Raw genomic sequence first — 26300 nt, 5'->3', positions numbered from 1 at the left:
GCGGCGTTGGTGGTCCCAACGCCGCTGGTCGCCTGGCTGTCAAAGGTGCAGGAAATTCGGCCTGTCGGCCGCGACGCCTCCTTCGATCGGCGCACATTGTCAGGCCCTCGATTGGTCTCGGCCTGTCGCCATGAGGCCGAGTCTCGCCAGGACCTTGTCGCTGCCCAGTTCCCGGACCGCGTCCTTGCCGACCCATCGCGCCGCGCGGTTGGAACTGGCGGCAAGTCTTTCGGCCAGCGCCAGCGCCGGTCCATGGCAGGCGGCATTGCGCTTGCCGATCTGGCGCAGCGCCCAGTTGACTGCCTTCTTGACGAAGTTGCGCTCGTCTTCGGCGTGGCGCTCGATCAGCGGCAGCCAGGCAAGAAGGCTTGCATCCGGCTCCTTCTTCAGATGCACGGCGGCGGTCGCGATCATCGCAAAGGCGGTGCGGCGAACGAATTCGCGCGTGTCTGCCGCAAACTCGGGGATCAGGACCTGTTCGAACCGGGCGGTCACGAAGACGTCGGCGACGGTGTCGACGACCTCCCAGGAATTGCAATCCTCAGCCCAGCGTCGTGCCTCGTCGAGCGTCAATGCCTTCGGGTCGGCGGTAAAGGCGGCGAGAATGCGTGCCTCGCGGATACCGGATCGCCAGAGCTCAAGCGCACGGGCGTGGTCAACCTTCACCAGTCGCGTGATCCGGTGGAGTTCGACATTCGAAAGGCCCAGAGCCGTCTCGGTGACAATGCCGAACCGTGCCATGCCCGCGAGGTTCTCCTGCGAACGCTGCGCGCGCAGGTGCTCGATGATGTCGCCGGCGCTCGAGGTCGGCGAAAGGCTCATTTTTCCAACCTGGCGAGCAACGAGGAGGTATCCCAGCGGTTTCCGCCCATGGCCTGCACGTCGCCATAGAACTGGTCGACGAGGGCGGTGACCGGCAGCTTGGCGCCGTTGCGGCGGGCTTCCGCCAGGACGATGTCGAGATCCTTACGCATCCAGTCGACGGCAAAGCCGAAATCATACTTGCCGGCATTCATCGTCTTGTGGCGGTTCTCCATCTGCCATGAGCCGGCGGCGCCCTTGGAGATGACGTCGACGACCTTCTCGATGTCGAGGCCGGCCTTCTTGCCGAAGTGAATGCCTTCGGCGAGGCCCTGCACGAGACCTGCGATGCAGATCTGGTTGATCATCTTGGTGATCTGGCCGGCGCCGGCAGGCCCCATCAGCCCGACCATGCGGGCAAAGGCTTCGATCACCGGCTTGGCGCGCTCGAAGGCGGGCTCGTCGCCGCCGCACATCACCGTCAGCACACCGTTCTCGGCGCCAGCCTGGCCGCCGGACACGGGCGCATCGACGAAATGGGCGCCGCGGGCGCGGGCCGCCACATAAAGCTCGCGGGCGACTTCGGCAGAGGCGGTGGTGTTGTCGATGAAGATGGCCTCGGCCTTCAGCTTTTCGAAGGCGCCGTCCTTGCCAGTGGTGACTGAGCGCAGGTCGTCGTCATTGCCGACGCAGGCGAAGACGAATTCGGCGCCATCGGCCGCTTCGGCCGGCGTCTTAACCGCCCGTCCACCGAACTCGGCAGCCCATTTTTCGGCCTTGGCGAAGGTGCGATTATAGACCGTCAGCTCGTGTCCGCCACGAACCCTGAGGTGACCGGCCATGGGGTAACCCATGACGCCGAGACCGATGAATGCGACCTTTGCCATTTCCAAAACACTCCCAATTGCTTTGGGTGAGGTTTAGCCGATGGCGCCGGTGCGCGAAAGGGGCGACGGAACAGGTGGGCACCTTGCTCCGTCTCCGGTCTTGTTTCGTTGCTTAAGGCTTGAAGCGGGCGATCACGAGGTGGCCGGCGATCGGTTCGCCTTCTTCCATCCGCACGGTAATGTCGCCGACTTCGATCACTTCGAAGCCGGTCGCCGTCAGGCGTTCGCGCAGGTAGGCCTCCGCATGGGCAAAGCGCTGGTGCGGGCCGACCAGGAAGGGGCGACCGGCGAAGGTCTCGGCCGGCAGCGTTTCGCTGGAAAAGATGAAAATGCCGCCGGGCACGAGATTGTCGACGGCGCCGAAGAACAGTGCCTCGAGCGCGCCCATGTAAGGCAGCACGTCGGTTGCGACGATCAGGTCGAAGGGTTCGTCGTCGTTGTCGTCGAGAAAGTCCACCGCTTCGGCGACATAGAGGGTCTCGTAGAGATCCTTCTCATGGGCGATCTCGACCATGTTTTCGGAGAGGTCGATGCCGGTGATGTCTTCCGCCATGTCGCGGAGCGCACCGCCAGTCAGGCCCGTGCCGCAGCCAAGGTCGAGCACGCGGTTGAACGGACCGAGTTCAAGCGCCTGCAGACGCTGGCGCACGAGCGGAGGAACGCAATAGCCAAGCTGCTCGACGAGCACGTTGTCGAACACGTCTGCGTGCTGGTCGAAGAGGGTGGCGACGTAGGCGTCCGGCGCCTTCACAGGCGTTTCGCCGCGTCCCATCGAGGCGAGCCGCACGGATGCGCCGCCGTGATCCTCGGGATCGAGCGCCAGCACTTCGGCATAGGCATCGGCCGCGGCATCGAAATTGCCGGATTTTTCCAGGGAGAGGGCGCGGTTGTAGGCTTCCGCCAGCGCTTCCTCGTCGATTTTCGTGGTGTTCTGGGTCATGCGCGCTTCTTACGTCCGAAGGCCGCTTTTGGCAATGCGCCGCAAGCCGCGGCCGGCCGGGATCCTTGCGCCGTCAGGGCGACTGAGAAGCAAAAAATGGCGGCGGGCGGCGAGCACGGGATTTATCCTTGGGGGGAAAGGGTTCATGATCGCAACAACAAGAAAAGACGGAGGAAATGCCGATGGCCGCCGAACTCGGTCCGCTGCTTGTGGGCACGGAAATCAAGGAGCTGAAGGGCCCGCCGCTGCCCCAGACCTCGCAGGAGCAGATTAACGCCATCGTGCATTATTATCGCGGCGAAATGGGGCGAATGGCCGGCTGGCGGGATCGCATCGACCGCACGTCCAACTGGGCGATTACCGTGGTCGCCGCCCTGTTGTCGGTATCGTTGTCGACTCCTTCCTCCCATCATGGCGTGCTGCTGTTTGCCATGCTGCTGATCACGCTGCTGCTTCTGATCGAGGCCCGGCGCTACCGGTTCTTCGACGTCTACCGCGCCCGGGTGCGCCAACTCGAGCGTGGATACTTCGCACAGATCCTGGCGCCGGACGGGGCGCCGAACCTCAACTGGGCGGCGGCGATCGCCAAGAGCCTGCGCAAGCCGGCATTCCTGATGAGCTACCGCGAGGCGCTCTGCCGTCGGCTGCAGCGCAATTATTGCTGGATGTACCTGATCCTGCTGCTCGCCTGGGCGCTCAAGATCTCGTCGCCGAAGATGTCGACCAATGGCGAGCCCTTCGGGCACGTGCGCACCTGGACCGATGTCGCGGAGAATGCAGCGCTCGGCCCGTTGCCGGGCTGGCCTGTCATCCTGGTGGTCGTGCTGTTCTACGCCGTCGTGCTCTACGGCTCGTTGCACAGGGAACCGGGTGAGGGCGAGCTTGCCCATGGCGAGGTCCACGTCTGACACTGCATACCTCCCGCAAGGATGTGTGCATTTGTGGCTGTCTTCAGAATTTGTCATTTGAGATTGCCGCAGCCGACTGCTTCTATCCCGGCTACTGCATAATTCCTTAAATCGGATCCGATTTAAGGACAAAATTATGCAGCAAGTTTAAAGCGTTACAGCGTCCTTTGCGCGTCATATTTGACACGCGGCGCTGTAAGAAAAGCCGAACAGGAGCAACACTATGGCTGGCGAAAAAGTAGCGGTGATCACGGCGGGCGGTTCCGGCATGGGGGCGGTCGCGGCGCGACGGATGGCGGCCGAAGGGTACCGCGTGGCGATCCTGTCATCGTCGGGCAAGGGCGAGGCGCTGGCCAAGGAACTCGGCGGTCTCGGCGTCACCGGCTCGAACCAGTCCAACGACGACCTGAAGCGCCTGGTGGACAAGGCGTATGATACCTGGGGCCGTATCGACGCGCTGATTAATTCGGCCGGCCACGGCCCGCGCGCGCCGGTGCTGGAGCTGACCGATGAGGATTGGCACAAGGGCATGGAGGTCTATTTCCTCAACGCAGTCCGTCCGGCACGATTGGTGACGCCGATTATGCGCGAGCAGAAGTCGGGCAGCATCGTCAACATCTCGACCTATGCGGCCTTCGAGCCCGATCCGCTGTTTCCGACATCGGGCGTTTTCCGTTCGGGGCTTGCCGCTTTCACCAAGCTGTTCTCGGATCAGTATGCCGCCGAGAATATCCGCATGAACAACGTGCTTCCCGGCTTCATCGACAGCCTGCCCGAGACGGAGGAGCGGCGCAACCGGATCCCGATGAAGCGTTACGGCACGTCGGAGGAGGTGGCGGAACTGATCGCGCTTCTGGCGACCGACCGGGGTGCCTACATCACCGGCCAGAACATCCGCATCGACGGCGGCATTACCCGCTCGGTCTGATTTCGTCGTTGTCTACAGCGCCGTGCGTCGAGTGTGACAGGCTAAGGACGCTGTAACGCCTTAACCTGGCTGCATAATATTCGTGCCGGATCGAATCCGGTTCAAGGCATCATGCAGTCGCGGGCGGGTTCAGTGCAGGATGAACTCGCCCTTGAGTGCCCGCCATTCGGTGGCCGATACCAGCTTGCGATGTACGTAGCGTACAGAATGCAGCGGGCCGTCCAGTTTTTCCTGCCAGAACTTCAGGAAGCCGCGCATCTCCGGGAAGTCCGGGGCGATGTCGTAGTGCTGCCAGATATAGGTCTGCAGAAACGTCGGATGGTCCGGCATGCGGTACAGGATCTGGGCCGTGGTCACGCCGTAGCCCTTCAGCTGCAGTTCCATTTCGTTCGTCATATGAACCTCACTTTTCGCAAAGGTTGGTCTCTATGATGAAACGCTTGATTTATTAATCAAGTTCTAATATTTGCTCCAATCTGAAACTTTTGGCGTAATAACAATGGCTTGGCAGCACTCTTTGAGGAGTGCTGCCAAGCCATTCATGACTCGATCGATAGCCAGGTTTTAGCGCTTCAGATGCCGCGTCAGGCGATTTTCCAGCCAGGCCCAGATGTTGCGAAGCAGTTCGACCATCAGCAGATAGAGGATCGCCGCCCAGACATACATCTGGTAGTCGAAGGTGCGCGAAAAGGCACGGCGCGTCTCACCCATCAAGTCGAACACCGTGACGATCGCGACGATCGCCGAGCCCTTGATCATCAGGATGATCTCGTTGCCGTAGGGGCGCAGCGCCACGATCATCGCCTGCGGCAGAATGATCTTGTAGAATGCGATGCGTTCCGACAAGCCAAGGGCGGCTGCACCTTCGCGCTGGCCGCGCGGCACGCTCTCGATCGAACCGCGCAGGATTTCCGCCTGATAGGCGGCGGTGTTCAGCGTGAAGGCAAAGAGCGCGCAATTCCAGGCCTCGCGGAAGAACCACCAGAGGCCGACCGATTCCAGTTGCGGGCGGAAGCTGCCGAGGCCGTAGTAGATCAGAAAGAGCTGGGCGATCAACGGCGTACCGCGGAAGAAGTAGACATAGGCATAGGCAAGCCACGACCAGATCTTGTTCTTCGACATGCGACCGAGCGCGACCGGCAGCGAAAGGATGGCGCCGAGCACGACCGAGCAGGCCACCAGCATCAGGGTGACGCCAAGGCCGGACAGGAAGCTCGGACCGTATTTGGTGAATTTCGCCGGGTCCCAGCCGTTGACGACGGTGAGGAATATGCCGACGCCGAGGGCGAGCCAGATGCCGAGCGTTACGCTGCCGACAAAGCGGGCGAGGGTATAAGGCTTGGGCGGCGCCGGTGGCGGTGCCTGCGGCGGGATCATCGTCTCGACGAAGCTCATCGGCCCATCTCCGCGCGTTTGGTCCAGCGTTCAAGGTTCGAGAATATGATCGACGAAACCATGGCCAGCACCAGGAAGAGGATGCAGGCCATGCCGAAGAACTCGAACGCCTGCTTGGTGACGCGGGCGGCGATGCCGGTCTGGCGCAGGATGTCGGGCAGGCCGACGACCGAGACGAGCGCCGTGTCTTTCAGCAGCGCCATCCAGAGGTTGCCGAGGCCGGGCAAGGCGATGCGCACGAGCTGCGGCAGGATGATCAGCCGCATGGTGCGGCTGCGATGAAGCCCGAGGGCAGCACCCGCCTCGTACTGGCCATGCGGGATCGCCTTGAAGGCTGACAGCAGAACCTCGGAGCAATAGGCCGAGAAGACCACGCCAAGGGCGATCATGCCGGCAAAGAAGGCGTTGATCTCGACGGGTCCCTCGTAGCCGAACGATGCCAGGAGCTGCTGTACCAGGATCTGCAGGCCGTAATAGACGATGAACAGCGTCAAGAGTTCCGGCAGGCCGCGGAAGATGGTGGTGTAGATATTCGACGCGAGCCGGACAGTGCGCTCTTCAGACTGCTTGCCAAGGGCTACGAAGAAGCCGATCAGCAGGCCGACGGGCAAAGTCGCGATGGCAAGGCTTGCGGTGACAACGAAGCCGTAGGCGATCTCGTCGCCCCAGCCTGCATCGCCGCAGGCCAGCAGCGTGCCGGGTGCCAGCCAGCGAAATACGCCGACCGGGCCGCACAATGGATCCACGATGGAGCCGACCCAGGCTAGGATCGAATAGAAGCCGGCAAATAACCCGCTCATGTCAGAGAATTCCCCTTTGCGCTGTTCTTATGCATATGGATCGCGCTTGTGTTTTAGGTTCTTGTCAAACAAAAACGGCGGAAGGGCAAGCCGTCCGCCGTTGCATTTTTTTCATGAACCAACGTTTTTCCGGCATGATTCACTAGGAAATCAGGCCGGAAGCCGTTGATCAGCTGCCATAAACGTCGAACGGGAAGTACTTTTCGTTGATTTCCTTGTACTTGCCGTTGGCGCGGATGGCTTCGATCGCCTTGTTGAACTTCTCCCGCAGCGCGTCGTCGCCCTTGCGCACGGCGATGCCGGCGCCTTCGCCGTTGATGACGGGGTCCACCGGCAGCGTGCCGAGCAGTTTGCAGCATGCACCGTCAGCCGACTTCAGCCACTCCGAAAGCACCACTACGTCGTCGATCACCGCGTCGACGCGGCCATTGACGATGTCGAGCTTGTATTCTTCCGCGGTCGGATAGAGCTTGATTTCCGCTTCCTTCATATGCGCTTCGGCATAGTTGGAGTGGGTGGTCGAGCCCTGCGCGCCGAGCGTCTTGCCAGCCAGGGCCGCCTCGGTTGCGTCGGTGATCGGCGAATCCTTCGGCACCACGATCGCCGGCGGCGTGTTGTAGTACTTGTTGGTGAAGTCGACCTTTTCCTTGCGCTCGGCAGTGATCGACATGGACGCGATGATGGCGTCGAACTTCTTGGCGATCAGTGCCGGAATGATGCCGTCCCAGTCCTGCGTCACGAACGTGCATTCCGCCTTCATCTCGACGCAAAGGGCCTTCGCGATGTCGACGTCGAAGCCGGTCAGCGTGCCGTCGGATTCGAGGTTGTTGAAGGGCGGGTAGGCGCCTTCCGTGCCGATAACGACCTTTTCGCCATCTGCCATGGCCGAGCCAGCCATGAGCACGAAAACGGCAGCCGATGCGGCGGCTGCCAGCCGTCTGGAAATACGCATGATAGTCCTCTCTGTTGGCCGACATCCGGGTTTTTGTTGTTTGCGGATGCCTATCTTGACCGGGGCGCTTGCCGCCGGTTGGAGCGATATTCGTACTGTTTTCCAGCAAAAATCAACAGGAAAGCGAAAGCACCCACCGGGAAAAGGATTTCTACCGGAGATTGCTGCGGCCGTGATCGGCGCGAACATGAACGACCTGTTCAGCGGCGGTTAATCTTGCTTCGGCTACGCCTATTGCGGGAACCGATTGGAGGTTCGGGCGTTGCGTTGGTGGCTCGTTTGACGGGCAACACAAAAAAGCCGGAACCTTGGATCAAGGCCCTTGAGAATTCACGCTTGTCTCCTGTTGCCGAACCGGCTGTCCGGTGGGTAACAGTGGCAGGCCAGGGACCTCCCAGGACGAGGAAGGAAGACAATGTCGATTCGATCCAGACTATTCGCAACCGTGGCGCTGCCGGTGCTCTCGGTGTCGCTTGCGGTGCAACCAGCCCTTGCCGACAGCCTGATGAAGCCGTTCGAGGTGGCGCAGGAAGGGAGCGGTCAGCCGTCGGACGAAGAGCTTCTGCTGCTGCAGCAGCGCCAGGCCGAAGAGCAGCAGCGTGCGGCGGAAGCTAAAGCGCAGCGCCAGCAGCAGGAGCAGCAGGCCGCCGAACAGCAGAAGGCTGCCGAAGAAGAGGCTGCCCGCCAGGCCGCCGAACAGCAGAGGGCTGCCGAAGAAGAGGCTGCCCGCCAGGCCGCCGAGCAGCAGAAGGCTGCCGAGGAAGAGGCCGCCCGCCAAGCCGCTGAACAGCAGAAGGCTGCCGAGGAAGAGGCCGCCCGCCAGGCTGCCGAACAGGAGAAGGCGGCAGCAGCTCAGCGGGCTGCAGAAGAGGAAGCCGCACGCCAGCAGCAGGAGCAGCAAGCGGCCGAACAGCAGAAGGCGGCAGAAGAAGAGGCGGCGCGTCAGGCCGCCGAACAGCAAAAGGCTGCCGAAGAGGAAGCCGCCCGCCAGGCCGCTGAACAGCAGAAGGCTGCTGAAGACGAGGCTGCGCGCCAGGCCGCCGAGCAGGAGAAAGCTGCAGAAGCCCAGAAGGCCGCCGACGAACAGAAGGCTGCCGAAAGCGAAGCCCAGCAGAAGGCCGCCGACGAGCAGAAGGCTGCGGAAGACGAAGCCGCCCGCCAGGCCGCCGAACAGCAGAAGGCTGCCGAGGCAGAGGCCGCACGTCAAGCCGAAGAAGCCAGGAAGGCTCAGGCAGGCGAGTGCGTTGTTCCGGAAGGTCAGGACGCCTCCACCGCTTGCCCGCCGGCTGGCGATGAAGCGACCGGCCAGCAGCCGGCAACGGGAGGCCAGAATGCCGGCGAGCAACCGCCGGTGACCGAAGAACAGAAGGCGGGCGAAGAGCCGCCTGTAACCGATGGGCAGAATGCCGGCGAAGCCGTAGCGCCCGCCGTCGAGCCGCAGACGACCGAACCGCAGACGGGCGAGGGGCAGGCAGTTCCGGGCACCGAGCAGCCGGCGACGGCCGAACAGCAGCCGCAGGTCCAGCCGGTACCGGAAGTGGTCGATACCCGCACCGAGGAAGAAAAGCTGAAGATCGCCGAAGATCCTGCGGCGACTGACGAGACCGTCGTGCTTCCGGTCGAAAACGGTGCGGCCGTTCTCGACAGCGACAAGGATGCCGACAACGTCGGCGGCAACCAGGCTCGCGAAGACCGCCAGAAATTGCGCGAAGAACTGCGTGCACAGGAGGAAAGCGCTCCGCCGCCGGCCGATGACGCCGCAGCGCAGGCGCTGATGCCGGCCGAAATCCAGGCCCACCTGCCGCAGAAGATCGAGGCGAACCTGACCGAGCAAGGCACACGCATCGATGAAGCGCCCGTATTCGTGGTGCCGGAGACGACCAACATCGTCAACAACACCGTCATCAACAACACGGTGATCAACAACAACACGACGGTCAACAACGTCACCAACAACATCACCAATGTGGAAGTGATTCAGGAGATCGACAACCGCGTCATTCTTGGCGTCGGCGACCAGATCTTCGTTCGTGGCGACGACCGCCCGCGCCTTCGTCGCGATGCGGAAGAGACGTACTACGACCAACTGCCGCGTGGCCGTACCCGCGAAACCATCGTTCGCCCCGGCGGCTACCAGATCGTCACGATCTACAATCGCTACGGCGACATCCTGCAGCGTTCGCGTATTGACCGTGACGGCAACGAGTACCTGATGATCTACGCGCCTGAGCGTGACGAAGGCCCGCGTCCGGCGATCATCGACGTCGGTTACGAGCTGCCGCCGATGCGTCTGCGCATCCCGGTTCGCGAATATATCGCCGATGTTTCGGACGATCCGGGCCGCGACTACTACGACTTCCTGGCCGAGCCGCCGGTGGAGCGCGTCGAGCGCGTCTATTCGATCGACGAGGTCCGTCACTCGGCACGCCTGCGCGACAAGGTCCGCCGCATCGACCTCGACACCATCACCTTCCCGACGGGCAGCGCGGAAGTGTCGATGTCGCAGGCAAAGACCATGCGCGGCGTAGCCGCTGCCATGGAAAAGGTGCTGGCCAAGGATCCGGGTGAAACCTTCTTCATCGAAGGCCATACGGACGCCGTCGGCTCGGACCGCTCGAACCTGGTGCTTTCGGACCAGCGTGCCGAATCGGTTGCCTCGCTGCTCACCGAGGTCTACGGCATTCCTGCCGAAAACCTGGTGACACAGGGCTATGGCGAGCGCTTCCTGAAGGTTCGCACTGAGGAAGCCGAGCAGCAGAACCGCCGCGTTACCATTCGCCGCGTCACGCCGCTGGTTCGCCCGGTCGCCCAGCGCTGATCAAGCCTCGGGCACGACCGCCCGTGCAACGCTTAGGAAACCCGCCTGTCACAGGGCGGGTTTCTGCCGTTGCCGTTTCAGTCTTCTTCTTCTTCCGGATTGCCATGAAAACCGCCGCTCTTCTCATTGCCTCCCTTGGCCTGCTTGCCCAGTCCGCCCATGCGGCGCCGGCGCTTGTCGAGCCGGACCTGCGGCTTCCGAGCAATCCCGCGGGCAAGGACCAGCCGCCGCGCGTGGCGCTGACGCTCGACGCCTGCAGCGGCGCGACCGACATGCGTATCCTCGGCACCCTGATCGAGAACCGCATCCCTGCGACGATCTTCGTGACGGCGCGCTGGCTGAAGCGCAACGGGCTGGCGGTCGAGGTGATGAAGGCGCACCCGGATCTCTTCGAAATCGAAGATCACGGCGCCATGCATGTGCCGCCGATCGACGTCAAGGTTTCCGTCTATGGGCTGGCTGCCGCCGGCTCGAGCGCGGCCGTTGCGGCCGAAGTCGAAGACGGGGCTGCGGCGATCAGGGCGCATGGCCTTGCGGCACCGCGCTGGTTCCGCGGCGCGACGGCGAAATACAGCCATTCCTCGATGAGCCAGATCCGCGAGATGGGCTACCGCATCGCCGGCTATTCCGTGAATGGCGACGGCGGCTCGCTGCTGGGGGCGGCCATGGCCGAGAAGCGTATCCGCAACGCCCAAGACGGTGACGTCATCATCGCTCACATCAACCAGCCGACGCACACCGCCGGCGCCGGCGTCGCACGCGGTATTCTCGACCTGAAAGCCAAGGGCTACAGCTTCGTCCGCCTCAACGATATTCCCGATGAAATGACGGTCGGCGCCACGAATTGACGGCCGACAATGGGTGAGTGCGGCGAACGTCAGCATTGTCTCGGCCATTCGGCAGGATGAGCGCGCGAGAGGATGGAGTGCGATGTTTCGCCGGACAGGGGAAATTCGTTGTCGAATCAACCTTTCGTTGCTTAATGTTCGTATTGAACGGTTTGCCTCGGGAGGAATGGATGAAACCCGCCGTCTTCGGCCTTGTTGCCGCGCTCGCCTTCGGCCTCTCCGTTTCCCCCGCGCTGGCGGAAATGCCCCCCATCCCTACCGATCAAGACAGAGCGCTAGCGGAGAAAGGGGACATCTACGCCCAGTTTCTCATCGCCTGGTCCTACTTCACCGGCCAAGGCGCCAAGCAGGATGATACTGAAGCGTTTCGCTGGTTTCAGAAGTCCGCCGAAGGCGGCAACGTGCCGGCGCAATACAATTTGGCGGGAATGCTGATGGAGGGCCGCGGTGTGGCCCGGAACGAGACCGAAGCTTTCAAGTGGTACAGGCGGGCCGCTGAGAGCGGGCATGCCATGGCGCAGTACGAGCTGGCACAGCAGTATTTCAGGGGCGAAGGCGTCGAGCGAAATCTTGAAGAGGCGCTCCGTTGGTATCGCCTTTCCGCTGCACAGAACTTTCCGCGGGCGCAGTTCCGACTGGGTATGATCTACGGTAAGGGCGAGGGTGTGCCGCAGGATCAGGCAAAGGCGTTCGGACTCTTGATTCAGGCGGCGGAGCAAGGGCACAAGTTTGCGCAGATAAACGTTGGCCTGATGTATGTCAGCGGTATCGGTGTCGCAGAGGATCAGGCGGCCGCAGCACAATGGTTCCGCACGGTGGCCGATACAGGCGATGCTGCTGGTCAATACAATCTGGCGGTGATGTATCAAGATGGCCGAGGCGTGGGGCGCGACGCGAAGGAGGCGGCGCGGCTCTACACGCTCTCGGCGGAGCAAGGCTACGAGTTTGCACAGCACAATCTTGGCGTCGCTTATGCGATCGGCTCCGGCGTCGATCGTGACCTGGCAGCGGCCTTCGGCTGGTTCCTGAAGGCAGCCGAGCAGGGTCACGGCAAGGCGCAGTTCAACGTCGCAGTGGCCTACGCTAACGCCCTCGGGGTCGACAAGGATCTGTTGGCGGCAGCACGCTGGTACGGCAAGGCCGCTGCGCAGGGCATTACTGAGGCGCAACCGGCGATCGATGCGCTGCCGAAGGATTGATGACGCTGCGGCTGCTGTCAGGTGGTGTCGCTAGGCCGCCGCTCAGGGAATGCTACTGCATAATTCCTTAAATCGGAATCGATCTAAGGAGGAATTATGCAGCAAATTTATAGTGTTACAGCGTCCTTGGCGCGCCATATTTGGCGCGCAGCGCTGTAAAGGTGCAACAGGCGCTCGCCGCGTTGCCGAAAGAGTATTGCGACGCCTTGAAGCGTTGAAGCCTGGTCAGGAAGCGTCGCTTTTGGGCAACAACCCCGTAACCTTCTCCACGAAATCGGCGATGGTCGCAGTGTCGTCGAGATCGAAGACCGGCAGGTCGCTGTCCGTGACCGGGTGATCGGCGGCGATGGCACAGATGTGCGGATCGGTGGGCGCCAAGGGCTCGCGGTTCGCCGATTCGAGCCGACGGGCCTCGATCTTGGGGATCGGCTCGCGCTTGTAGCCTTCGACCAGAATGAGATCGCAAGGGGCGAGCCGGGTGAGGATGCCTTCGAAGCTCGGCTCCGGTGCACCACGCAACTCATGCATGATCGCAAAGCGTGTGCCTGAAACGATGGTGACTTCGTGGGCGCCTGCTTCCCTGTGGCGGAAACTGTCGGCCCCGACCTTGTCTATGTCGAAGTCATGATGGGCGTGCTTGACGGTCGATACGACATATCCACGCTGCGTCAATTCGGTGACGAGGCGAACCATTAGTCCGGTCTTGCCGGAATTCTTCCAGCCCGCGATGCCGAAAATTTTCGTCGCAGTCATGCGCTGTTCTCCCCAAGAATGCCCAGCCATTCCTCTGCCCGCAGCAGATCATCCGGCGTGTTGATGTTGAAGAAGGGATCGAACAGTCCGCTGGTCGTCGTTGTCATCGGAAAGTCGACGGTGACGGATGGATGGCGCTCGATGAAGGTGCGCACGCGGCGTTTTGGATCCGTCGTGAGCCAGTGTTCGAGATCGTCGGCGAGCCCGACGGACCAGAGCGCAAAGAGCGGATGCAGCGCACCATCGGATGACGCAACGGCAATCTGCTCGCGTCCCGTCATCGCATCGGTCAGGCGTTGAGCGAGGTCATGCGGGAAGAAGGGCGTGTCCGTCGGCACGACGAGGACATGCGTCGCTGTCGGCGTGGCGGCGGCCGCGTGGCGCATCGCCGTCAACACACCCGCAAGCGGACCGAGAAAGCCGGGCACGGTATCGCAAATCACGGGATGCCCCTCGATCGCCGCCCGCTCGCCGGCGCCGTTGAGATTGATGGCGACGCTGGCGACCTGAGGCTGGAGCCTCTCGACGATCCGCCACAGCATCGTCTTTCCGTCCAGAAGCAAGTCGGACTTCGGCCGCCCCATGCGACGCGAAAGTCCGCCGGCAAGGACGACGGCCGGCCACAATGGATGTCTCGCATCTGACGTCTTGACTGTTGGCATCGAGGTTTCTTCGTTCCTATTCGAGCGGTCCGGTCAGGGAGCTTTGTGCAACCGGCTTCCTGCCGCGCCGGCTCTCGCGATAGAAGGTGTAAAGGCCCGAGCCGATGATGACCGCAACACCAACCAGCATCCATGCATCCGGCTTTTCCGAGAAGAAGAAAATGCCGATCGCGATCGCAAACAGCAGGCTGGTGTAGCGAAAGGGCGCGATAACTGAGATATCGCCGCCACGCATGGCAAGCACGATCGTCTGGTATCCGACCATCAGGAGCAGGCTGGCGGCGGCGACGTGGGTCAGCGTGGTCGAGGACATCGACTGCCAGCCGCCAAGCGGTACGATCAATGCGGCGCCGACCAATGTCGTCACAAGCGCCGTTGTCACCGTTATGTAGAGCGAGGGGATGTCGTGGTCGATGCGACGGGTGCAGAGATCGCGCGTGGCGGTGCAGAAGACGCAGGCAACGACGGTGAGAGCGGCTGATGTAAAGCCTTCGGGGCCCGGGCGAAGCACGATCAGCACGCCGATGAAGCCGACGAAGATGGCGGTCCAGCGCCGCCATCCGACCGGTTCGCCGAGGAATACGGCGGCGCCGAGCGTTACGGCCAGCGGCAGCGCCTGCATGATCGCCGATGCATTGGCGAGGGGAATTTGCCCGAGCGCCGAGATGTAGGTGATGGATGCCAGCGCCTCCATGACGATGCGCAGGATGATGACCGGCTTCATGATGGTGCGAAGCGGACGAAATGCCCGGAAATGCCTGGCAATGACGATTACCATCAAGGTGGTCAGCAGCCCGCGCACGAACATGATCTGGCCGACATTCATCGCCCCGGTCACCGATTTCACCAATGCGTCGTTGCAGGAGAAGGCGACCATTGCCAGACACATGAAGACGATGCCGCGGAAATTGCTGGAGGATTGCATGCTGGCTGTCCTGCGGCGCCGAATCGGGCGGGAACCTGACGGCCGGTGGCAAAGGCGAATCCGTTGTCGGACGTCGTTTACCGTTTAAGCATCGGCCGCCATTTTGTGCAAACACCAACCCGCCAGCTGGCGATTTTTCTTCCATCGCAAGTAGAACTTCCGCGTGTTGGCGAGATCAATCGTGATGAAGACTGTTCGCCGCGCAGAAAGCACGGTCTCCCGGACCGGTTTCTATTCGCGGAATCTTAAGTTTCGCTGCCTATCGTCCCGATGATTCCGCTTCCAATCGCATGACGCGATCGGTGGGTGGTGTGCGTCAGAACCTTGGCGGCGCGCCATTCCAGAAGTGTCGGTCGGTGCCTGGGAGGTGCTTCCGCCGATATTTCACCCCATGCTTCCAGCAAGAAGAAGCCACCGCGCGGACATGTCTCTCATAAGAATAATCTGGGGTCCGCAATGTCTTTCATCGATCGTCTCTTACAGCGCCTGCGCATCGTCACCAAGGTTCTGCTCTTCGTGGTTCCGCTGGTCGCTCTGATCGCGGGTATCGGTCTCGTTGGCTTCTTCACCGCACGAACGCTCAACGGCCACATGACCGTGACGCGCGAAACCATCAACAATCTCTCGGATTTCCAGGCGCTGCGCAGCGCGCTCCAGACTTTTGCCGATGCGCCGAGCGAGGATACGAGAGGGGCGCTGAGTGCCCAGATCGATGAACAGGAGAGCGGGGTTCGCGCCCTCGACGGCCTGCTGACACGTGAGGCGGACAAGTCCGAGATCGCCTCCGTGCTGTCGCTGGGTGAAGCAATGCGGGCCCAGACCGAAAAGCTCTGGTCGATCAAGGTCGAGCAGGATCAGGTGACGGCTTCGCTCGAGGCGGCGCTGACCGACATGACGGCGCAGGGCAACAGCGCCTACAAGCAGATCGACATCATCCGCAAGGAATCGGGTGAGAAGGAAGCTTTTGCCAAGGCGCTGCTCTTCGATGCCGCCGCCTACCAGGGTGTCGCCGAGCGAATCAAGAAATTCCGCCTGCCGGTGACGATGGCTGCCAATGCCGACGCCAAGATCGATCAGGCGGGCAAGCTGCTGCCGCACCTCATCAAGCAGATCGAGGAGGCCGAAAAGATCGCGTCGGAAAAGGTTCAGAAGCCGATTGCCGAGCTGAAGGACCTGGCGCTGAAGGTCGAGGGGATCCTTGCCGGCGCTGAAGACAGCGAGACGAAGAAGAATGCGCTTGTGCCTATCCTCAGCAAGTTCTCGAAATACGAGGCCGATTTCGCCAAGGAAGCGGCCAAGAATTCCGACACGGCCGCCAAGCGCTTCGTCGGCATGGACAGCGAGATCTCGCAGCTGAAGACGCTGATCGCGTTGATGGGCGACACCTTCAAGGGCCTCGACAGCACGCGGCTGCATATCAGCGAACTGCACCGCAAGCTCGACGCGGAAAGCCGCGATCTGGTGATGGCCGATATTCAGGCCGTTCGCGACAGTGCGGCGAAACTGTCAGAGCTTGGCGGCAAGAATGCTGCCTTGCGTGACCTGCCGGCCAAGCTCAAGCCGTCGCTCGACAACATCGACAAGGGCACGGCGGCCCTGATCGACGTCGGCGGGCGCTGGCAGGAAGCCAAGGCCGCCGCCTCGACGCTGGTTGCCGGCGCGAGCGCGACGCTCGAAAGCTTCGTCAGCAGCGCCCAGGAGGCCGGCAAGCTCGACAGCCAACGTTCGGCCAATATGTCGATCGTGGCGATGGTGGCCGGTACGCTGCTTGCGATCATCGGCGGCCTGATGCTGGTCGAAACCCTGCGTGGTCCACTGAAGCGCGTGACCGAGACGATGACGCGGCTCGCCGACGGCGATCTCGACGTGGCGATCGAAGGCCGCAACCGCGGCGACGAGATCGGCGACATGGTGCGCTCGGTGGCGGTGTTCCGCGACAACGCCGTCGAAAACGTCCGGCTGGGACGGGAGGCGGAAGCCGCCCGCACGCTTTCGGCGGAAGAGGAAGCCCGTCGGGCCGAAGAGCGCGCTCGGATTGAGGCCGAGCAGATGCAGGCACTGAACGCGCTTTCGGACGTTCTGGCTGAGCTTGCCGCCGGCAACCTCGAAGAAGGCATGGCAGAAGATCTGCCGGCCGACTACGTGATCATGGCGCGCACCTACAACAACGCGGTCGAGGCGCTGCGCGCCACGCTCAGCGACGTGCGTATGGTGACCGGCGAGATCACCGGCGGCACCAGCAACCTGTCGGCTTCGGCCGACGACCTGGCGCGGCGGACGGAACAGCAGGCGGCCGCGCTTGAGGAAAGCTCGCGCGCCCTGCGCCAGTTGACCGAGATCGTCCGCTCGACGGCAGAGAGCGCCCGCAAGACCACCGTCTCGGTCGATGAGACCAATTCCTACGCCAAGCATTCCGGTCAGGTCGTCGCCAAGGCGATCGACGCGATGGCGGAGATCAACCGCTCGTCCGAGAAGATCAGCACGATCATCAGCGTCATCGACGAGATCGCCTTTCAGACGAACCTTCTGGCGCTCAACGCCGGCGTCGAGGCGGCACGGGCAGGCGAGGCCGGTCGCGGCTTTGCCGTCGTGGCACAGGAGGTGCGGGAACTGGCCCAGCGTTGCGCCGGCGCCGCACGCGAGATCAAGGGGCTGATCTCCGAAAGCTCGGCGCAGGTCAGAAGCGGCGTGGCGCTGGTGCAGGAAACCGGCGATGCGCTCACCGTCATCAACAACCACATCGGCACCATCCATCAGCTCGTCAGCAACATCGAGGCTGCAGCCGCGGACCAGTATACCGGCCTCAACGAGGTCAACTCGGCGGTGCACGAGGTCGAGCTGATCACCCAGCAGAACGCGGCAATGGTGGAGGAAAACACCGCCGAGATCCACGGTCTGCGCCGCCAGGTCGAGGCGCTCAACGAAAAGATCGAGCGCTTCAAGACCGGTACCTCGGCGGTCGCCGGCCAAGCCTATGGCCGCGGTTACGGGTCGATCTACGCGGCTTGAGTTGTCTCCGGCAGAGTGTGCCGGTTGCCCCTTACCCTAACCCTCTCCCCGCAGGCGGGGCGAGGGGACGTGTCCCGCCATAGGTTTTCGATGGTGTGCATTGCCGTGGCCAAGCTTGGCGTTTCGGCCGTAGCTATCTCTCATTCGGTCTGCGCAGTACCTGATCAATGCGCGAAAGGCGAGGCATCTCAAGGCTCAAGGGATGCGAGAGCGTTGCTACAGTTTCCCTTCTCCCCGCTGGCGGGGAGAAGGTGCCGGCAGGCGGATGAGGGGCGGAGACATCAGCGACCTCGATGGCGGCTCAGCCGCCGGTAACGCTCATGTGGCGGGCAACGGCGGGGCGGTTGTGCTCGCGGTCGATGATGAAGTCGTGGCCCTTGGGCTTGCGCCCGATGGCTTCGTCGATCACCTGGCCGAGATAGGTGTCGTCGTCGGAAGCCCGCAGTGCGGTGCGCAGGTCGGCGGCGTCGTTCTGGCCGAGGCACATGTAAAGCGTGCCGGTGCAGGTCAGCCGGACGCGATTGCAGCTTTCGCAGAAATTATGGGTCATCGGCGTGATGAGGCCGAGGCGGCCGCCGGTCTCGGCAACCTCCACATAACGGGCGGGCCCGCCGGTCTTGTAGGCGATGTCGGCGAGCGTGAACCGCTCTTCGAGCTGCCGGCGCATTTCAGACAACGGCATGTAGTGATCGGTGCGGTCTTCCTCGATCTCGCCCATCGGCATGGTTTCGATCAGCGTCAGATCCATGTCGCGACCATGCGCCCAGCGCATCAGGTCGGGGATTTCGGCGTCATTGAAACCCTTGAGCGCGACGGCATTGATCTTGACCTTGATGCCGGCCGCCTGAGCGGCGTCGATGCCTTCGATCACCTTGCCGAGATCGCCCCAGCGGGTGATCTGGTGGAATTTCGCCGGGTCGAGCGTGTCGAGCGAGACGTTGATACGCCGCACGCCGCAATCGGCCAGTTCTGCGGCATGTTTCGCAAGCTGAGAACCATTTGTCGTCAGCGTCAACTCATCGAGGCGTCCAGCCTCGATCTCGCGTCCGAGTTCGCGCACCAGAAACATGATGTTCTTGCGCACCAGCGGCTCGCCACCAGTCAGCCTTAGCTTACGCACACCCTTGGCGATGAAGGCGGAACAGAGCCGGTGGAGCTCTTCCAGCGTCAGAAGGTCCTTCTTCGGCAGAAAGGTCATGTGTTCCGCCATGCAGTAGGTGCAGCGGAAATCGCAGCGATCGGTGACGGACACGCGCAGATAGGTGATCGCCCGGCCGAACGGATCGATCATCGGGGCGGTTCTATCCTCTAGCGCCGTTGCGCCGGTTCTCATTATCGCTGCTGTGTTCAAGCGTCTTTCTCCCAGCCCCTTCAATGTCGCCAGCAAACGTGGTCGCGTCAAGGCGCATCATGTCGCAAAGTGTTGATCGGAAAAGCCGGGTAATTCTCGGCGAGCGATTCTTCAGCTACTGCATAGTTCCTTAAATCGGAATCGATTTAAGGAACTATGCAGCGGGCCTAAAGTGTTACAGCGTCCTTTGCGCGTCATATTTGACGCGCGGCGCTGTAGGCGTGGGCTTGAAAACAGGAGCAGACATCATGAGCGAATTCTGGCCGACGGAACTGCGCGTATCGAAAGACCGCCACCGCCTCGTCGTCGCCTTCAACGACGGTGCATCCTTCGATCTTTCGGCGGAGATGCTGCGCGTGCTTTCGCCGTCTGCCGAAGTACAGGGACACGGGCCAGGCCAGCGGGTGACGGTACCGGGCAAGCGCAACGTCCAGATCATCTCGGTGCAGCCGACCGGAAACTACGCCGTGCGCATCGGCTTCGACGATTTGCACGACACCGGCATCTTCACCTGGACCTATCTGCGCGAACTCGGCGAGAAGGGCGAAGAGCTTTTTGCCGCCTATGAGCAGGAGCTCGCCGACAAGGGCATGTCGCGCGACAAGGCCGAAAAGCCACGCTGAACCGTTTGAAAAGGAGACGGTCGATTGGCCGACGCATCGAACGCGAACGACCTGACGCAGGTGGTCGTGCTGTTGATTGCCGGTGTGTTTGCCGTGCCGCTGTTCATCGCCCCGAGAACGGCGCGTGAGCGGGCGGAGGCGGAAGCGCACGAGGCGCAGGAAAGCACAACCAGCTAAAACTGGCTCACGCCCGGCACGGGTGTCAGGCGAGCTCGTTCTCGTCCCTCAGCAGAACCGCGATCAACCGCTCCATGGATTGCGCCACGATCATGCAATCCTCGAGCGGCGCGCCCTCCATCGACTTTTCGATGAGGCCGGTCTGAACCTCCATTGCCTCTTCCGTCAGCGTGCGCCCGGTTGATGTCAAGGACAGCCGAAGCACGCGCTTGTCCTTGTCGTCGCCGCGCCGCTCGATCAGCCCGCGCTTCTCCAGTTGCGGCAGCAGCATGCTCATGTTGGACCGTCCCACCAGCAGCTTGCGGGCAAGCTCCTGCTGCGAGATTCCGTCGAAGCGGTAGAGGTTGATCAGGATGTCGAGATGCGGCGGCTTGATGTCGAGATGCGCCAGCGACCGCGTCATGGTCTGCTGCATCAACTGACAGGCGCGCGCAACGGCAATCCAGCTGCGAAAACGCGGGTGGTCCCAGGGGAAATGATGCTGTTCGTTCGTCACTTGCTTTTTGTTCATCGTTGTACAATAATGTTCAGCATTGAACATATTAAGAGATTCTCACTATGGCATCCTTTGCGATCAAGGTCATCCGCCATGCGCTTGCCGGCGTGTCGGTCATTTCTCCCGAGGCCGCCGGCCGGCTTGCGTTCAAACTGTTCAGCGTCACGCCCGGCCGCAAGCCGAAAAGCGCCAAGGAGCGCGCCGCACTGGCCGCGGCGGTCCCGGTCATTGCCAAAGGCAAGCCGGTGACGCTTTCCTACGCCGGCGGTTGGGTCATGGCCCGGCATTTCACGAGCCCACGCAATGCCGCCAACGCCAAGCGCGTGCTGCTGGTCCACGGCTGGGGCTCGCGCAGCGACTATCTCGCCGCCATGATCGAGGGCATGGTTGCCGGTGGCGCCGAGGTGGTGACGCTCGACTGGCCGGGGCACGGCGCCTCGCCGGGGCGGACGCTGACCATGCCTGCCGCCGTTCGGGCCATCGATGCCGCCTGGCGACATTTCGGCGGCTTCGACGTCAGCGTCGGCCATTCCTTTGGCGGCGCAAGCCTTGCCTGTGCCGCTGGCGGCGTCGTTTGCGACGTGCCGAGCCATGTGGCGAAGAAACTCGTCCTGATCGGTGCCCCGAGCGAGATGACCTGGCTTTTCAAGGGGTTCGGCAAAGTTCTTCGACTCTCGTCCAAGACCCAGAGGGCTTTCGAAGCCGTCGTTGAACGGCTGTCAGGCCGCCGGCTGGAAGATTTCGATGCGGCCAAGATCCTTGAGGTGCGGGCCGTGCCGACACTGATCATCCATGCGGAAGACGACAAGGAGGTTTCGGCCGAACATGCGCGCCGCTATGCCGCTGCCGGACCCAATGTCGAACTTCACTGGGCGAACGGCTACGGCCATCGCCGCATCGTGTCGGCAGTTCCAGTGATCGACAGGATCAACGCCTTCGTCCATGGCGAGGATCGAAAGGCTGCTGCGGCAATGCGGCTCGAAAAGTCTGCAGTGCATCTGGGTTCTCGCACCTGATACGGTCTCGGCCAATTTCGCAGATGCCGTCATATGCCCGTCATGCTATCCGTCGAAAGGATTACTTCGGTCTGCGGTGCTGCCCGCCTTTCCAGAGGCGCGAGCGTCGCTACTGATATCGGATTGGCTGCATGAATCCGGATAACGATTTCGACATGCGGCTATCGTGCGCTTGCGGGAGGACGGCATGTCGGTCATCACTTCGATCGAGGAATTGAACGCACTTTACGGCGGCGTTAGCGAGGCATCGGTGGCAAAGGTCACCGAGGCGCTGACCGCAGAGTACCGCCAGATGATCGAGGCTTCGCCTTTTGCAGCGCTTGCAACCGTCGGTCCGGAAGGGCTCGACTGTTCTCCGCGCGGCGACGACGATTGCGTCGTCCGCATTGCCGACGACAAAACCGTTCTAATGCCCGACTGGCGCGGCAACAACCGCGTCGATTCGCTTGCCAACATCGTGCGCGATCCGCGCGTGGCGCTGATGTTCCTGGTGCCGGGATCCAACACCACCATGCGCATCAACGGCACCGCCGTCGTCAACATCGATCCGGCTCTGACCGGCTCCTTCGAGGTCGACGGCAAGAACCCGCGCAGCGTCATCGTCGTGACCATCGGCGAGGTCTATTTCCAGTGCGCGCGCGCTTTGATGCGATCGCAGATCTGGAACCCGGAACGCTTCATCGACCCAGCGGCGCTTCCCACACCCGGCATGTTGCTGAAGGCTGCCAAGGCCGATTTCGACCGGGATACCTACGATCGCGAATGGCCCGAGCGCGCCGCCAAGACCATGTGGTAGGTTATATAGCCGAGCGGGTTCGCGGACCTTTCGCCGAGCCGACGCAACCCAAGCGATGGAAATGTGATGCGACGTCGACCTTCGAGCGCATATCTTGGTGCGGCCGCGTTGCTTCTTTCGGCATGCGTCAGCAACGCCCTGGCCGCCGAGCCGACGCTGAGCGAGAAACTTGCGCTGCTTGCCAAGGCCTATCCGGAGGCGATTGCCGAGATCGGCGACGGGGCGCTGATCCTGCGCGGCGGCGGAGCGGCGCTGCTGATCGATGACGGCAGGCTGAAGAGCCATGTGGAAAAGCTCGAAGTGGGCGATATCGAGGACAGTCTTTCTCAGATCTATCCGCTTGGCCCTTGTGCCAAGCCGCCGGCTGCTGATTTCGATCCGGGGCGCATCCGCAGCGAAGCCTTGATGAAACGCCTCTATGGCGACAGCGCTGCGCGCGTCCGGCGCGATCTTGTCACGGTAGACTGGTTCGGGGAGCGGCTCAGCGTGACCGGAAGGCACGGTGTGGCCAGAGCTCTGCAAGCGGTCGAGGCGGAACTCGCTTCACGCCCCAAGCTGAAGCGGTACCTCGTACCAAATGCCGGCACCTTCAACTGGCGCCATATCGCCGGCGCGCGCACGCTCTCGGTGCACAGCTTCGGCGCCGCGATCGATCTCAATACCGGCTTTGCCGATTACTGGCGCTGGGCGGGCAGGGGCAAGATCGGAACGGCGCCCTACCGCAACCGCTATCCGCTCGAAATCATCGAGATCTTCGAGGAGCACGGTTTCATCTGGGGCGGGCGCTGGTACCATTTCGACACCATGCATTTCGAGTACCGGCCGGAACTGATTGCCATTGCCAGGCAGGCGGGTTCTTCCGCCTGTCGATAGGGTAACGCTGACCGTGGACGTGCCATGACTGATCGATCAGTCGCGAATGACAACCGTCGCGCCGATCTGGACATCGGCGTAGAGGTGCTCGACATCCTCGTTGGCCATGCAGATGCAGCCGGACGACATCGCCTTGCCGATCGATCGATCTGGCTGTTTCCAAGGGAACCGGGGTGCTGAAACGAAAATGGCGCCCATGCGGCGCCATCTCACGAGGGGATTGCCGTTGCTTGCTAGCGTCGGTAGATCAGCCAGTTGCGGCCGGATTCCTTGCGCATGCCGTCTTCGAACAGCATCGTCCTGTTGCGGCCGGCATTCTTGGCGGAGTAGAGCGCGATGTCTGCCTTGTTGTAGAGGTCGACCGCATCCTCGGCGGCGGTCGCCATGCACACGCCGACGGATAGGGTGATCGGGCCGTAGTTGACCCCGGTCTTGGAATTTCGGAAGGGCGTGCCGGCCAGAACCGTGCGAATGCGATCAGCAACCTGCAGGCATTCCTCCTGGCTGCTGTCGTTGAGGATGATGGCGAATTCCTCGCCGCCGGTGCGCGCAACAAAGGCGTCGCGCCGGACATTGGCGCGGATGACGCTGCCGACCGTCGCCAGGATCTTGTCGCCGACCGGATGGCCGAAGGTATCGTTCACCTTCTTGAAATGGTCGATATCCGCAACCAGCAGGCCGGTGAAGTTCTTCTCGTGATCGTTGTTGTAGACGGCGGCGAGATTGTCGTCGAAGGCGCGGCGGTTGGCGAGCCGCGTCAGCGAATCCGTATTGGCAATCCGCTTGTATTCGTCGAGTTCCTGGCGGATGACCTCCATCTCGAACGACTTCTGCACGACGGTCTGCACGCGTTCCTTGCCCTGGCTCATCGTGTCGGCGGTCGCATCCGTGAGGATGCTGATGGCATGGCGCAGGATGTCGGCGCTGGAGGCGCTCTTGCTGGTTATGTTGACATAGGCTTCGTCGAGAACCTTGTTGTAGTTCTCGAGCGCATATTGCTCGTCCTTCAACAGGTTGACCAGCTCGGCCAGCTTGGCGGCAAGGGTGGTGTGCGCGCGCTCGATACCGGTCGAGCGGTGGATATGGCTGAAATATTGCGCGCCGATCGCGTCGAGTTCTTCCTGGGTCGCGCGGCTGCCGAGGGCTGCAAGCTCCTTGGACAGCTGCGGGTTGGAACCCAGATAGGCTTCGTAATAGAGCTCGTAATTGCGCGGTATCGGCGATACGCCCATCATCCGCATCGCATGGGTCACTTGCGCTGCGATATCAGGAGCTTGTGTTTTTCCAGAGGTGGCCGTTTGCATCCGCAAACCCCCAATATTACTCATTGCTTACGGGTACTGATTTTTAGGGGCAAATGATTTGCGAAGTCTTAATGATTGGTTCTGCGAAAGAGGACAATTCGACTTAAGGCAGGCAAAGCGCTGTCGTGTCAATCCGGGGCGAGAGCCTTGCCGCGACGCCGGTTAAGGCGCCGCGGCAGGGATAACCGGATCAGGCCGGGCTGATCATCGTTTCCGGACGCACGACCGCGTCGAACTCTTCATTGGTGACATAGCCGCCGCCGACGGCCTCTTCGCGCAGTGTCGTACCGTTCTTGTGGGCCGTCTTGGCGATCTTTGCCGCGTTGTCGTAGCCGATCTTCGGCGCCAGTGCCGTCACCAGCATCAGCGAGCGGTCGAGCGCCGCCTTGATGTTGTCTTCGCGGGCTTCGATGCCGACAACGCAGTTGTCGGTGAAGGAGACGGCGGCATCGGCGAGCAGTTGCACCGACTGCAGGAAGTTGTAGGCCATCAGCGGGTTGAAGACGTTCAGTTCGAAATGGCCCTGGCTGCCGGCGAAGGTCAGTGCGGCGTTGTTGCCGAAGACCTGGATGCAGACCTGGGTCAGGGCTTCGCATTGGGTCGGGTTGACCTTGCCCGGCATGATCGACGAGCCCGGCTCGTTTTCCGGAAGCGAGAGTTCGCCGAGGCCCGAGCGGGGTCCGGAGCCGAGGAAGCGGATGTCGTTGGCGATCTTGAAGAGGGCGGCGGCAGCGGCGTTGATCGCGCCGTGGCTGAACACCATCGAATCGTGGGCGGCAAGCGCCTCGAACTTGTTCGGCGCCGTGGTGAAGGCGATGCCGGTGATCTTGGCGATTTCGTCGGCGACCCTTTCGGCAAAGCCGATCGGGGCGTTGAGGCCGGTACCGACAGCCGTGCCGCCTTGCGCCAGTTCACAAAGACCAGGCAGGGTCATTTCGATGCGCTTGATCGAGGAGGCGACCTGCGCGGCATAGCCGGAGAATTCCTGGCCAAGCGTCAGCGGGGTTGCATCCTGGGTGTGGGTGCGGCCGATCTTGATGATGTGATCGAATGCCTTGACCTTGGCTTCGAGCGCCTGATGCAGGTGCTTGAGCGCCGGCAACAGGTCGTGGATCACCCGCTCGGCGCAGGCGATGTGCATGGCCGTCGGGTAGGTGTCGTTCGACGACTGGCTCATGTTGACGTGGTCGTTGGGGTGCACCGGCTTCTTCGAGCCCATGACGCCGCCGAGCAGCTCGATGGCGCGGTTGGAGATCACCTCGTTGGCGTTCATGTTCGATTGGGTGCCGGAGCCGGTCTGCCAGACGACCAGCGGGAAATGGTCGTTGAGCTTGCCGTCGATGACTTCCTGTGATGCCTTCACGATGGCATCGGCGACGGTCGCATCCAGGCGGCCGAGCGCCATGTTGGTGCGGGCTGCCGCCTGTTTGACGATGCCGAGCGCGCGGACGACCGAAGCCGGCTGCTTTTCCCAGCCGATCTTGAAGTTGCCGAGCGATCGCTGGGCCTGGGCGCCCCAGTAGCGGTCGCTTGCCACTTCGATGGGGCCGAACGTATCTGTTTCCGTGCGCGTCGATGTCATCGTGATCCCTGCCTTCGTCATGCGGTTCATGAAGTCTGGGCGAGGGGACGCGGTCGCAACCGGCTGCCCCTTCCCCAAGGTGCCGGGCCTCTCTCTGCCCCGGCTGGCAGGGCTTGTAAAGAGGCGGCGCCGGCGGTGGCAATGCTACAATCGTTTGAAAGGTGGGCCTGCGACCAAGAGCGGCTTTTGTCGCCGTGTGACGGGCGATTCGCCGTGCGCAGCACGGGTCCGGAATCCTTGTGGCGTTTCAGTCACAT

The 26300-nt window shown here is 62.3% G+C and carries 27 protein-coding genes; 12 read left to right on the top strand and 15 right to left on the bottom strand.

Annotation, left to right across the window (positions count from 1 at the left end; all coding sequences use genetic code 11):
• Positions 1-99: 99 nt before the first annotated feature.
• The 3 genes from BC360_RS14730 to BC360_RS14720 all read right to left on the bottom strand — a co-directional run bounded on the left by BC360_RS14730 (position 100) and on the right by BC360_RS14720 (position 2628).
• Positions 100-822, bottom strand: a complete 723-nt coding sequence (locus BC360_RS14730) for a DNA alkylation repair protein (RefSeq protein WP_065795706.1) — start codon at positions 820-822, stop codon at positions 100-102.
• The gene (locus tag BC360_RS14725; RefSeq protein ID WP_065795705.1) at positions 819-1688 is read right to left on the bottom strand and encodes an NAD(P)-dependent oxidoreductase; all 870 of its coding nucleotides are present in this window, start codon (positions 1686-1688) and stop codon (positions 819-821) included. The genes BC360_RS14730 and BC360_RS14725 overlap by 4 nt, the downstream gene beginning before the upstream one ends.
• A 112-nt stretch (positions 1689-1800) precedes the next feature.
• Positions 1801-2628 (bottom strand): class I SAM-dependent DNA methyltransferase, encoded by an 828-nt coding sequence (locus BC360_RS14720; protein WP_065795704.1) that lies wholly within the window; start codon positions 2626-2628, stop codon positions 1801-1803.
• 182 nt (positions 2629-2810) lie between these two features.
• Between BC360_RS14720 and BC360_RS14715 the strand changes: the two genes are divergently transcribed.
• Positions 2811-3536, top strand: a complete 726-nt coding sequence (locus BC360_RS14715; protein WP_065779999.1) for a DUF2270 domain-containing protein — start codon at positions 2811-2813, stop codon at positions 3534-3536.
• Positions 3537-3759: 223 nt separating this feature from the next.
• Complete coding sequence (locus BC360_RS14710) at positions 3760-4464, top strand: SDR family oxidoreductase (protein WP_065780001.1); 705 nt, start codon at positions 3760-3762, stop codon at positions 4462-4464.
• 129 nt (positions 4465-4593) lie between these two features.
• Here the strand turns inward: BC360_RS14710 and BC360_RS14705 are convergent, their stop codons facing one another.
• The 4 genes from BC360_RS14705 to BC360_RS14690 all read right to left on the bottom strand — a co-directional run bounded on the left by BC360_RS14705 (position 4594) and on the right by BC360_RS14690 (position 7611).
• Positions 4594-4860, bottom strand: coding sequence for an usg protein (locus BC360_RS14705; protein WP_065795703.1), 267 nt, complete (start codon positions 4858-4860; stop codon positions 4594-4596).
• Between the two features lie 168 nt (positions 4861-5028).
• Complete coding sequence (locus BC360_RS14700; protein ID WP_065780006.1) at positions 5029-5859, bottom strand: ABC transporter permease; 831 nt, start codon at positions 5857-5859, stop codon at positions 5029-5031.
• Positions 5856-6659, bottom strand: coding sequence for an ABC transporter permease (locus tag BC360_RS14695; RefSeq protein ID WP_065795702.1), 804 nt, complete (start codon positions 6657-6659; stop codon positions 5856-5858). Before BC360_RS14695 ends, BC360_RS14700 begins: the two co-directional genes overlap by 4 nt.
• A gap of 169 nt (positions 6660-6828) precedes the next feature.
• Positions 6829-7611, bottom strand: coding sequence for an ABC transporter substrate-binding protein (locus BC360_RS14690; RefSeq protein ID WP_065780010.1), 783 nt, complete (start codon positions 7609-7611; stop codon positions 6829-6831).
• Between the two features lie 55 nt (positions 7612-7666).
• Here BC360_RS14690 and BC360_RS32155 point away from each other — a divergent pair, with 55 nt between their 5' ends.
• The 4 genes from BC360_RS32155 (at position 7667) to BC360_RS14675 (ending at position 12476) form a co-directional block, all read left to right on the top strand.
• Complete coding sequence (locus tag BC360_RS32155; RefSeq protein WP_161491379.1) at positions 7667-7825, top strand: hypothetical protein; 159 nt, start codon at positions 7667-7669, stop codon at positions 7823-7825.
• Between the two features lie 201 nt (positions 7826-8026).
• The gene (locus tag BC360_RS14685) at positions 8027-10429 is read left to right on the top strand and encodes an OmpA family protein (protein ID WP_065795701.1); all 2403 of its coding nucleotides are present in this window, start codon (positions 8027-8029) and stop codon (positions 10427-10429) included.
• Positions 10430-10533: 104 nt separating this feature from the next.
• Positions 10534-11277 carry a polysaccharide deacetylase family protein gene (locus BC360_RS14680; protein ID WP_065795700.1) on the top strand — a complete coding sequence of 248 codons (744 nt, stop codon included), beginning with the start codon at positions 10534-10536 and terminating at the stop codon, positions 11275-11277.
• A 170-nt stretch (positions 11278-11447) separates the two neighbouring features.
• Complete coding sequence (locus BC360_RS14675) at positions 11448-12476, top strand: SEL1-like repeat protein (RefSeq protein ID WP_161491378.1); 1029 nt, start codon at positions 11448-11450, stop codon at positions 12474-12476.
• 225 nt (positions 12477-12701) lie between these two features.
• On the opposite strand, the gene mobB is transcribed toward BC360_RS14675, so the two are convergent.
• From mobB to BC360_RS14660, 3 genes are read right to left on the bottom strand one after another with little or no spacing between them, the layout of a single operon-like run.
• Positions 12702-13229, bottom strand: coding sequence for a molybdopterin-guanine dinucleotide biosynthesis protein B (gene mobB, locus BC360_RS14670; protein WP_065795699.1), 528 nt, complete (start codon positions 13227-13229; stop codon positions 12702-12704).
• Positions 13226-13891 carry a molybdenum cofactor guanylyltransferase MobA gene (gene mobA, locus BC360_RS14665; protein ID WP_065780016.1) on the bottom strand — a complete coding sequence of 222 codons (666 nt, stop codon included), beginning with the start codon at positions 13889-13891 and terminating at the stop codon, positions 13226-13228. Before mobA ends, mobB begins: the two co-directional genes overlap by 4 nt.
• A 16-nt stretch (positions 13892-13907) precedes the next feature.
• On the bottom strand, positions 13908-14816 hold the full coding sequence (locus BC360_RS14660; protein ID WP_065780018.1) for a DMT family transporter: 909 nt from the start codon (positions 14814-14816) through the stop codon (positions 13908-13910).
• Between the two features lie 456 nt (positions 14817-15272).
• Here BC360_RS14660 and BC360_RS14655 point away from each other — a divergent pair, with 456 nt between their 5' ends.
• The gene (locus BC360_RS14655; protein ID WP_065795698.1) at positions 15273-17825 is read left to right on the top strand and encodes a methyl-accepting chemotaxis protein; all 2553 of its coding nucleotides are present in this window, start codon (positions 15273-15275) and stop codon (positions 17823-17825) included.
• Positions 17826-18126: 301 nt separating this feature from the next.
• On the opposite strand, the gene moaA is transcribed toward BC360_RS14655, so the two are convergent.
• Positions 18127-19176 carry a GTP 3',8-cyclase MoaA gene (gene moaA, locus BC360_RS14650; protein WP_139110047.1) on the bottom strand — a complete coding sequence of 350 codons (1050 nt, stop codon included), beginning with the start codon at positions 19174-19176 and terminating at the stop codon, positions 18127-18129.
• Between the two features lie 248 nt (positions 19177-19424).
• On the opposite strand from moaA, the gene BC360_RS14645 reads away from it, so the two are divergent.
• Together BC360_RS14645 and BC360_RS32150 are read left to right on the top strand one after the other, a co-directional pair.
• Positions 19425-19799, top strand: coding sequence for a gamma-butyrobetaine hydroxylase-like domain-containing protein (locus BC360_RS14645; protein WP_065780024.1), 375 nt, complete (start codon positions 19425-19427; stop codon positions 19797-19799).
• 24 nt (positions 19800-19823) lie between these two features.
• Positions 19824-19976 carry a hypothetical protein gene (locus tag BC360_RS32150; RefSeq protein ID WP_161491377.1) on the top strand — a complete coding sequence of 51 codons (153 nt, stop codon included), beginning with the start codon at positions 19824-19826 and terminating at the stop codon, positions 19974-19976.
• 25 nt (positions 19977-20001) lie between these two features.
• Here the strand turns inward: BC360_RS32150 and BC360_RS14640 are convergent, their stop codons facing one another.
• On the bottom strand, positions 20002-20487 hold the full coding sequence (locus tag BC360_RS14640) for a MarR family winged helix-turn-helix transcriptional regulator (RefSeq protein ID WP_065795752.1): 486 nt from the start codon (positions 20485-20487) through the stop codon (positions 20002-20004).
• 47 nt (positions 20488-20534) lie between these two features.
• Here BC360_RS14640 and BC360_RS14635 point away from each other — a divergent pair, with 47 nt between their 5' ends.
• The 3 genes from BC360_RS14635 (at position 20535) to BC360_RS14625 (ending at position 23157) form a co-directional block, all read left to right on the top strand.
• A complete protein-coding gene (locus BC360_RS14635) occupies positions 20535-21488 on the top strand; it encodes an alpha/beta fold hydrolase (RefSeq protein WP_065795697.1) in 954 nt (317 codons plus the stop codon).
• Between the two features lie 187 nt (positions 21489-21675).
• Positions 21676-22284 (top strand): pyridoxamine 5'-phosphate oxidase family protein, encoded by a 609-nt coding sequence (locus tag BC360_RS14630; RefSeq protein ID WP_065795696.1) that lies wholly within the window; start codon positions 21676-21678, stop codon positions 22282-22284.
• Between the two features lie 108 nt (positions 22285-22392).
• Positions 22393-23157: a M15 family metallopeptidase gene (locus BC360_RS14625; RefSeq protein WP_244512733.1), complete on the top strand. Its 765-nt coding sequence runs from the start codon at positions 22393-22395 to the stop codon at positions 23155-23157.
• Between the two features lie 36 nt (positions 23158-23193).
• Here the strand turns inward: BC360_RS14625 and BC360_RS31555 are convergent, their stop codons facing one another.
• The 3 genes from BC360_RS31555 to fumC all read right to left on the bottom strand — a co-directional run bounded on the left by BC360_RS31555 (position 23194) and on the right by fumC (position 26043).
• Positions 23194-23355, bottom strand: coding sequence for a L,D-transpeptidase family protein (locus BC360_RS31555; RefSeq protein WP_202618618.1), 162 nt, complete (start codon positions 23353-23355; stop codon positions 23194-23196).
• A gap of 35 nt (positions 23356-23390) precedes the next feature.
• The gene (locus BC360_RS14620) at positions 23391-24461 is read right to left on the bottom strand and encodes a GGDEF domain-containing protein (protein WP_065795694.1); all 1071 of its coding nucleotides are present in this window, start codon (positions 24459-24461) and stop codon (positions 23391-23393) included.
• A gap of 190 nt (positions 24462-24651) precedes the next feature.
• Positions 24652-26043 (bottom strand): class II fumarate hydratase, encoded by a 1392-nt coding sequence (gene fumC / locus BC360_RS14615; RefSeq protein WP_065795751.1) that lies wholly within the window; start codon positions 26041-26043, stop codon positions 24652-24654.
• Positions 26044-26300 lie beyond the last annotated feature (257 nt).

The sequence above is a fragment of the Ensifer sp. LC163 genome, assembly GCF_001695855.1.
Lineage (GTDB): Bacteria > Pseudomonadota > Alphaproteobacteria > Rhizobiales > Rhizobiaceae > Ensifer.
The sequence above is the reverse complement of the archived record's forward strand: the minus strand, read 5'-3'. Positions and strand labels throughout refer to the sequence as shown.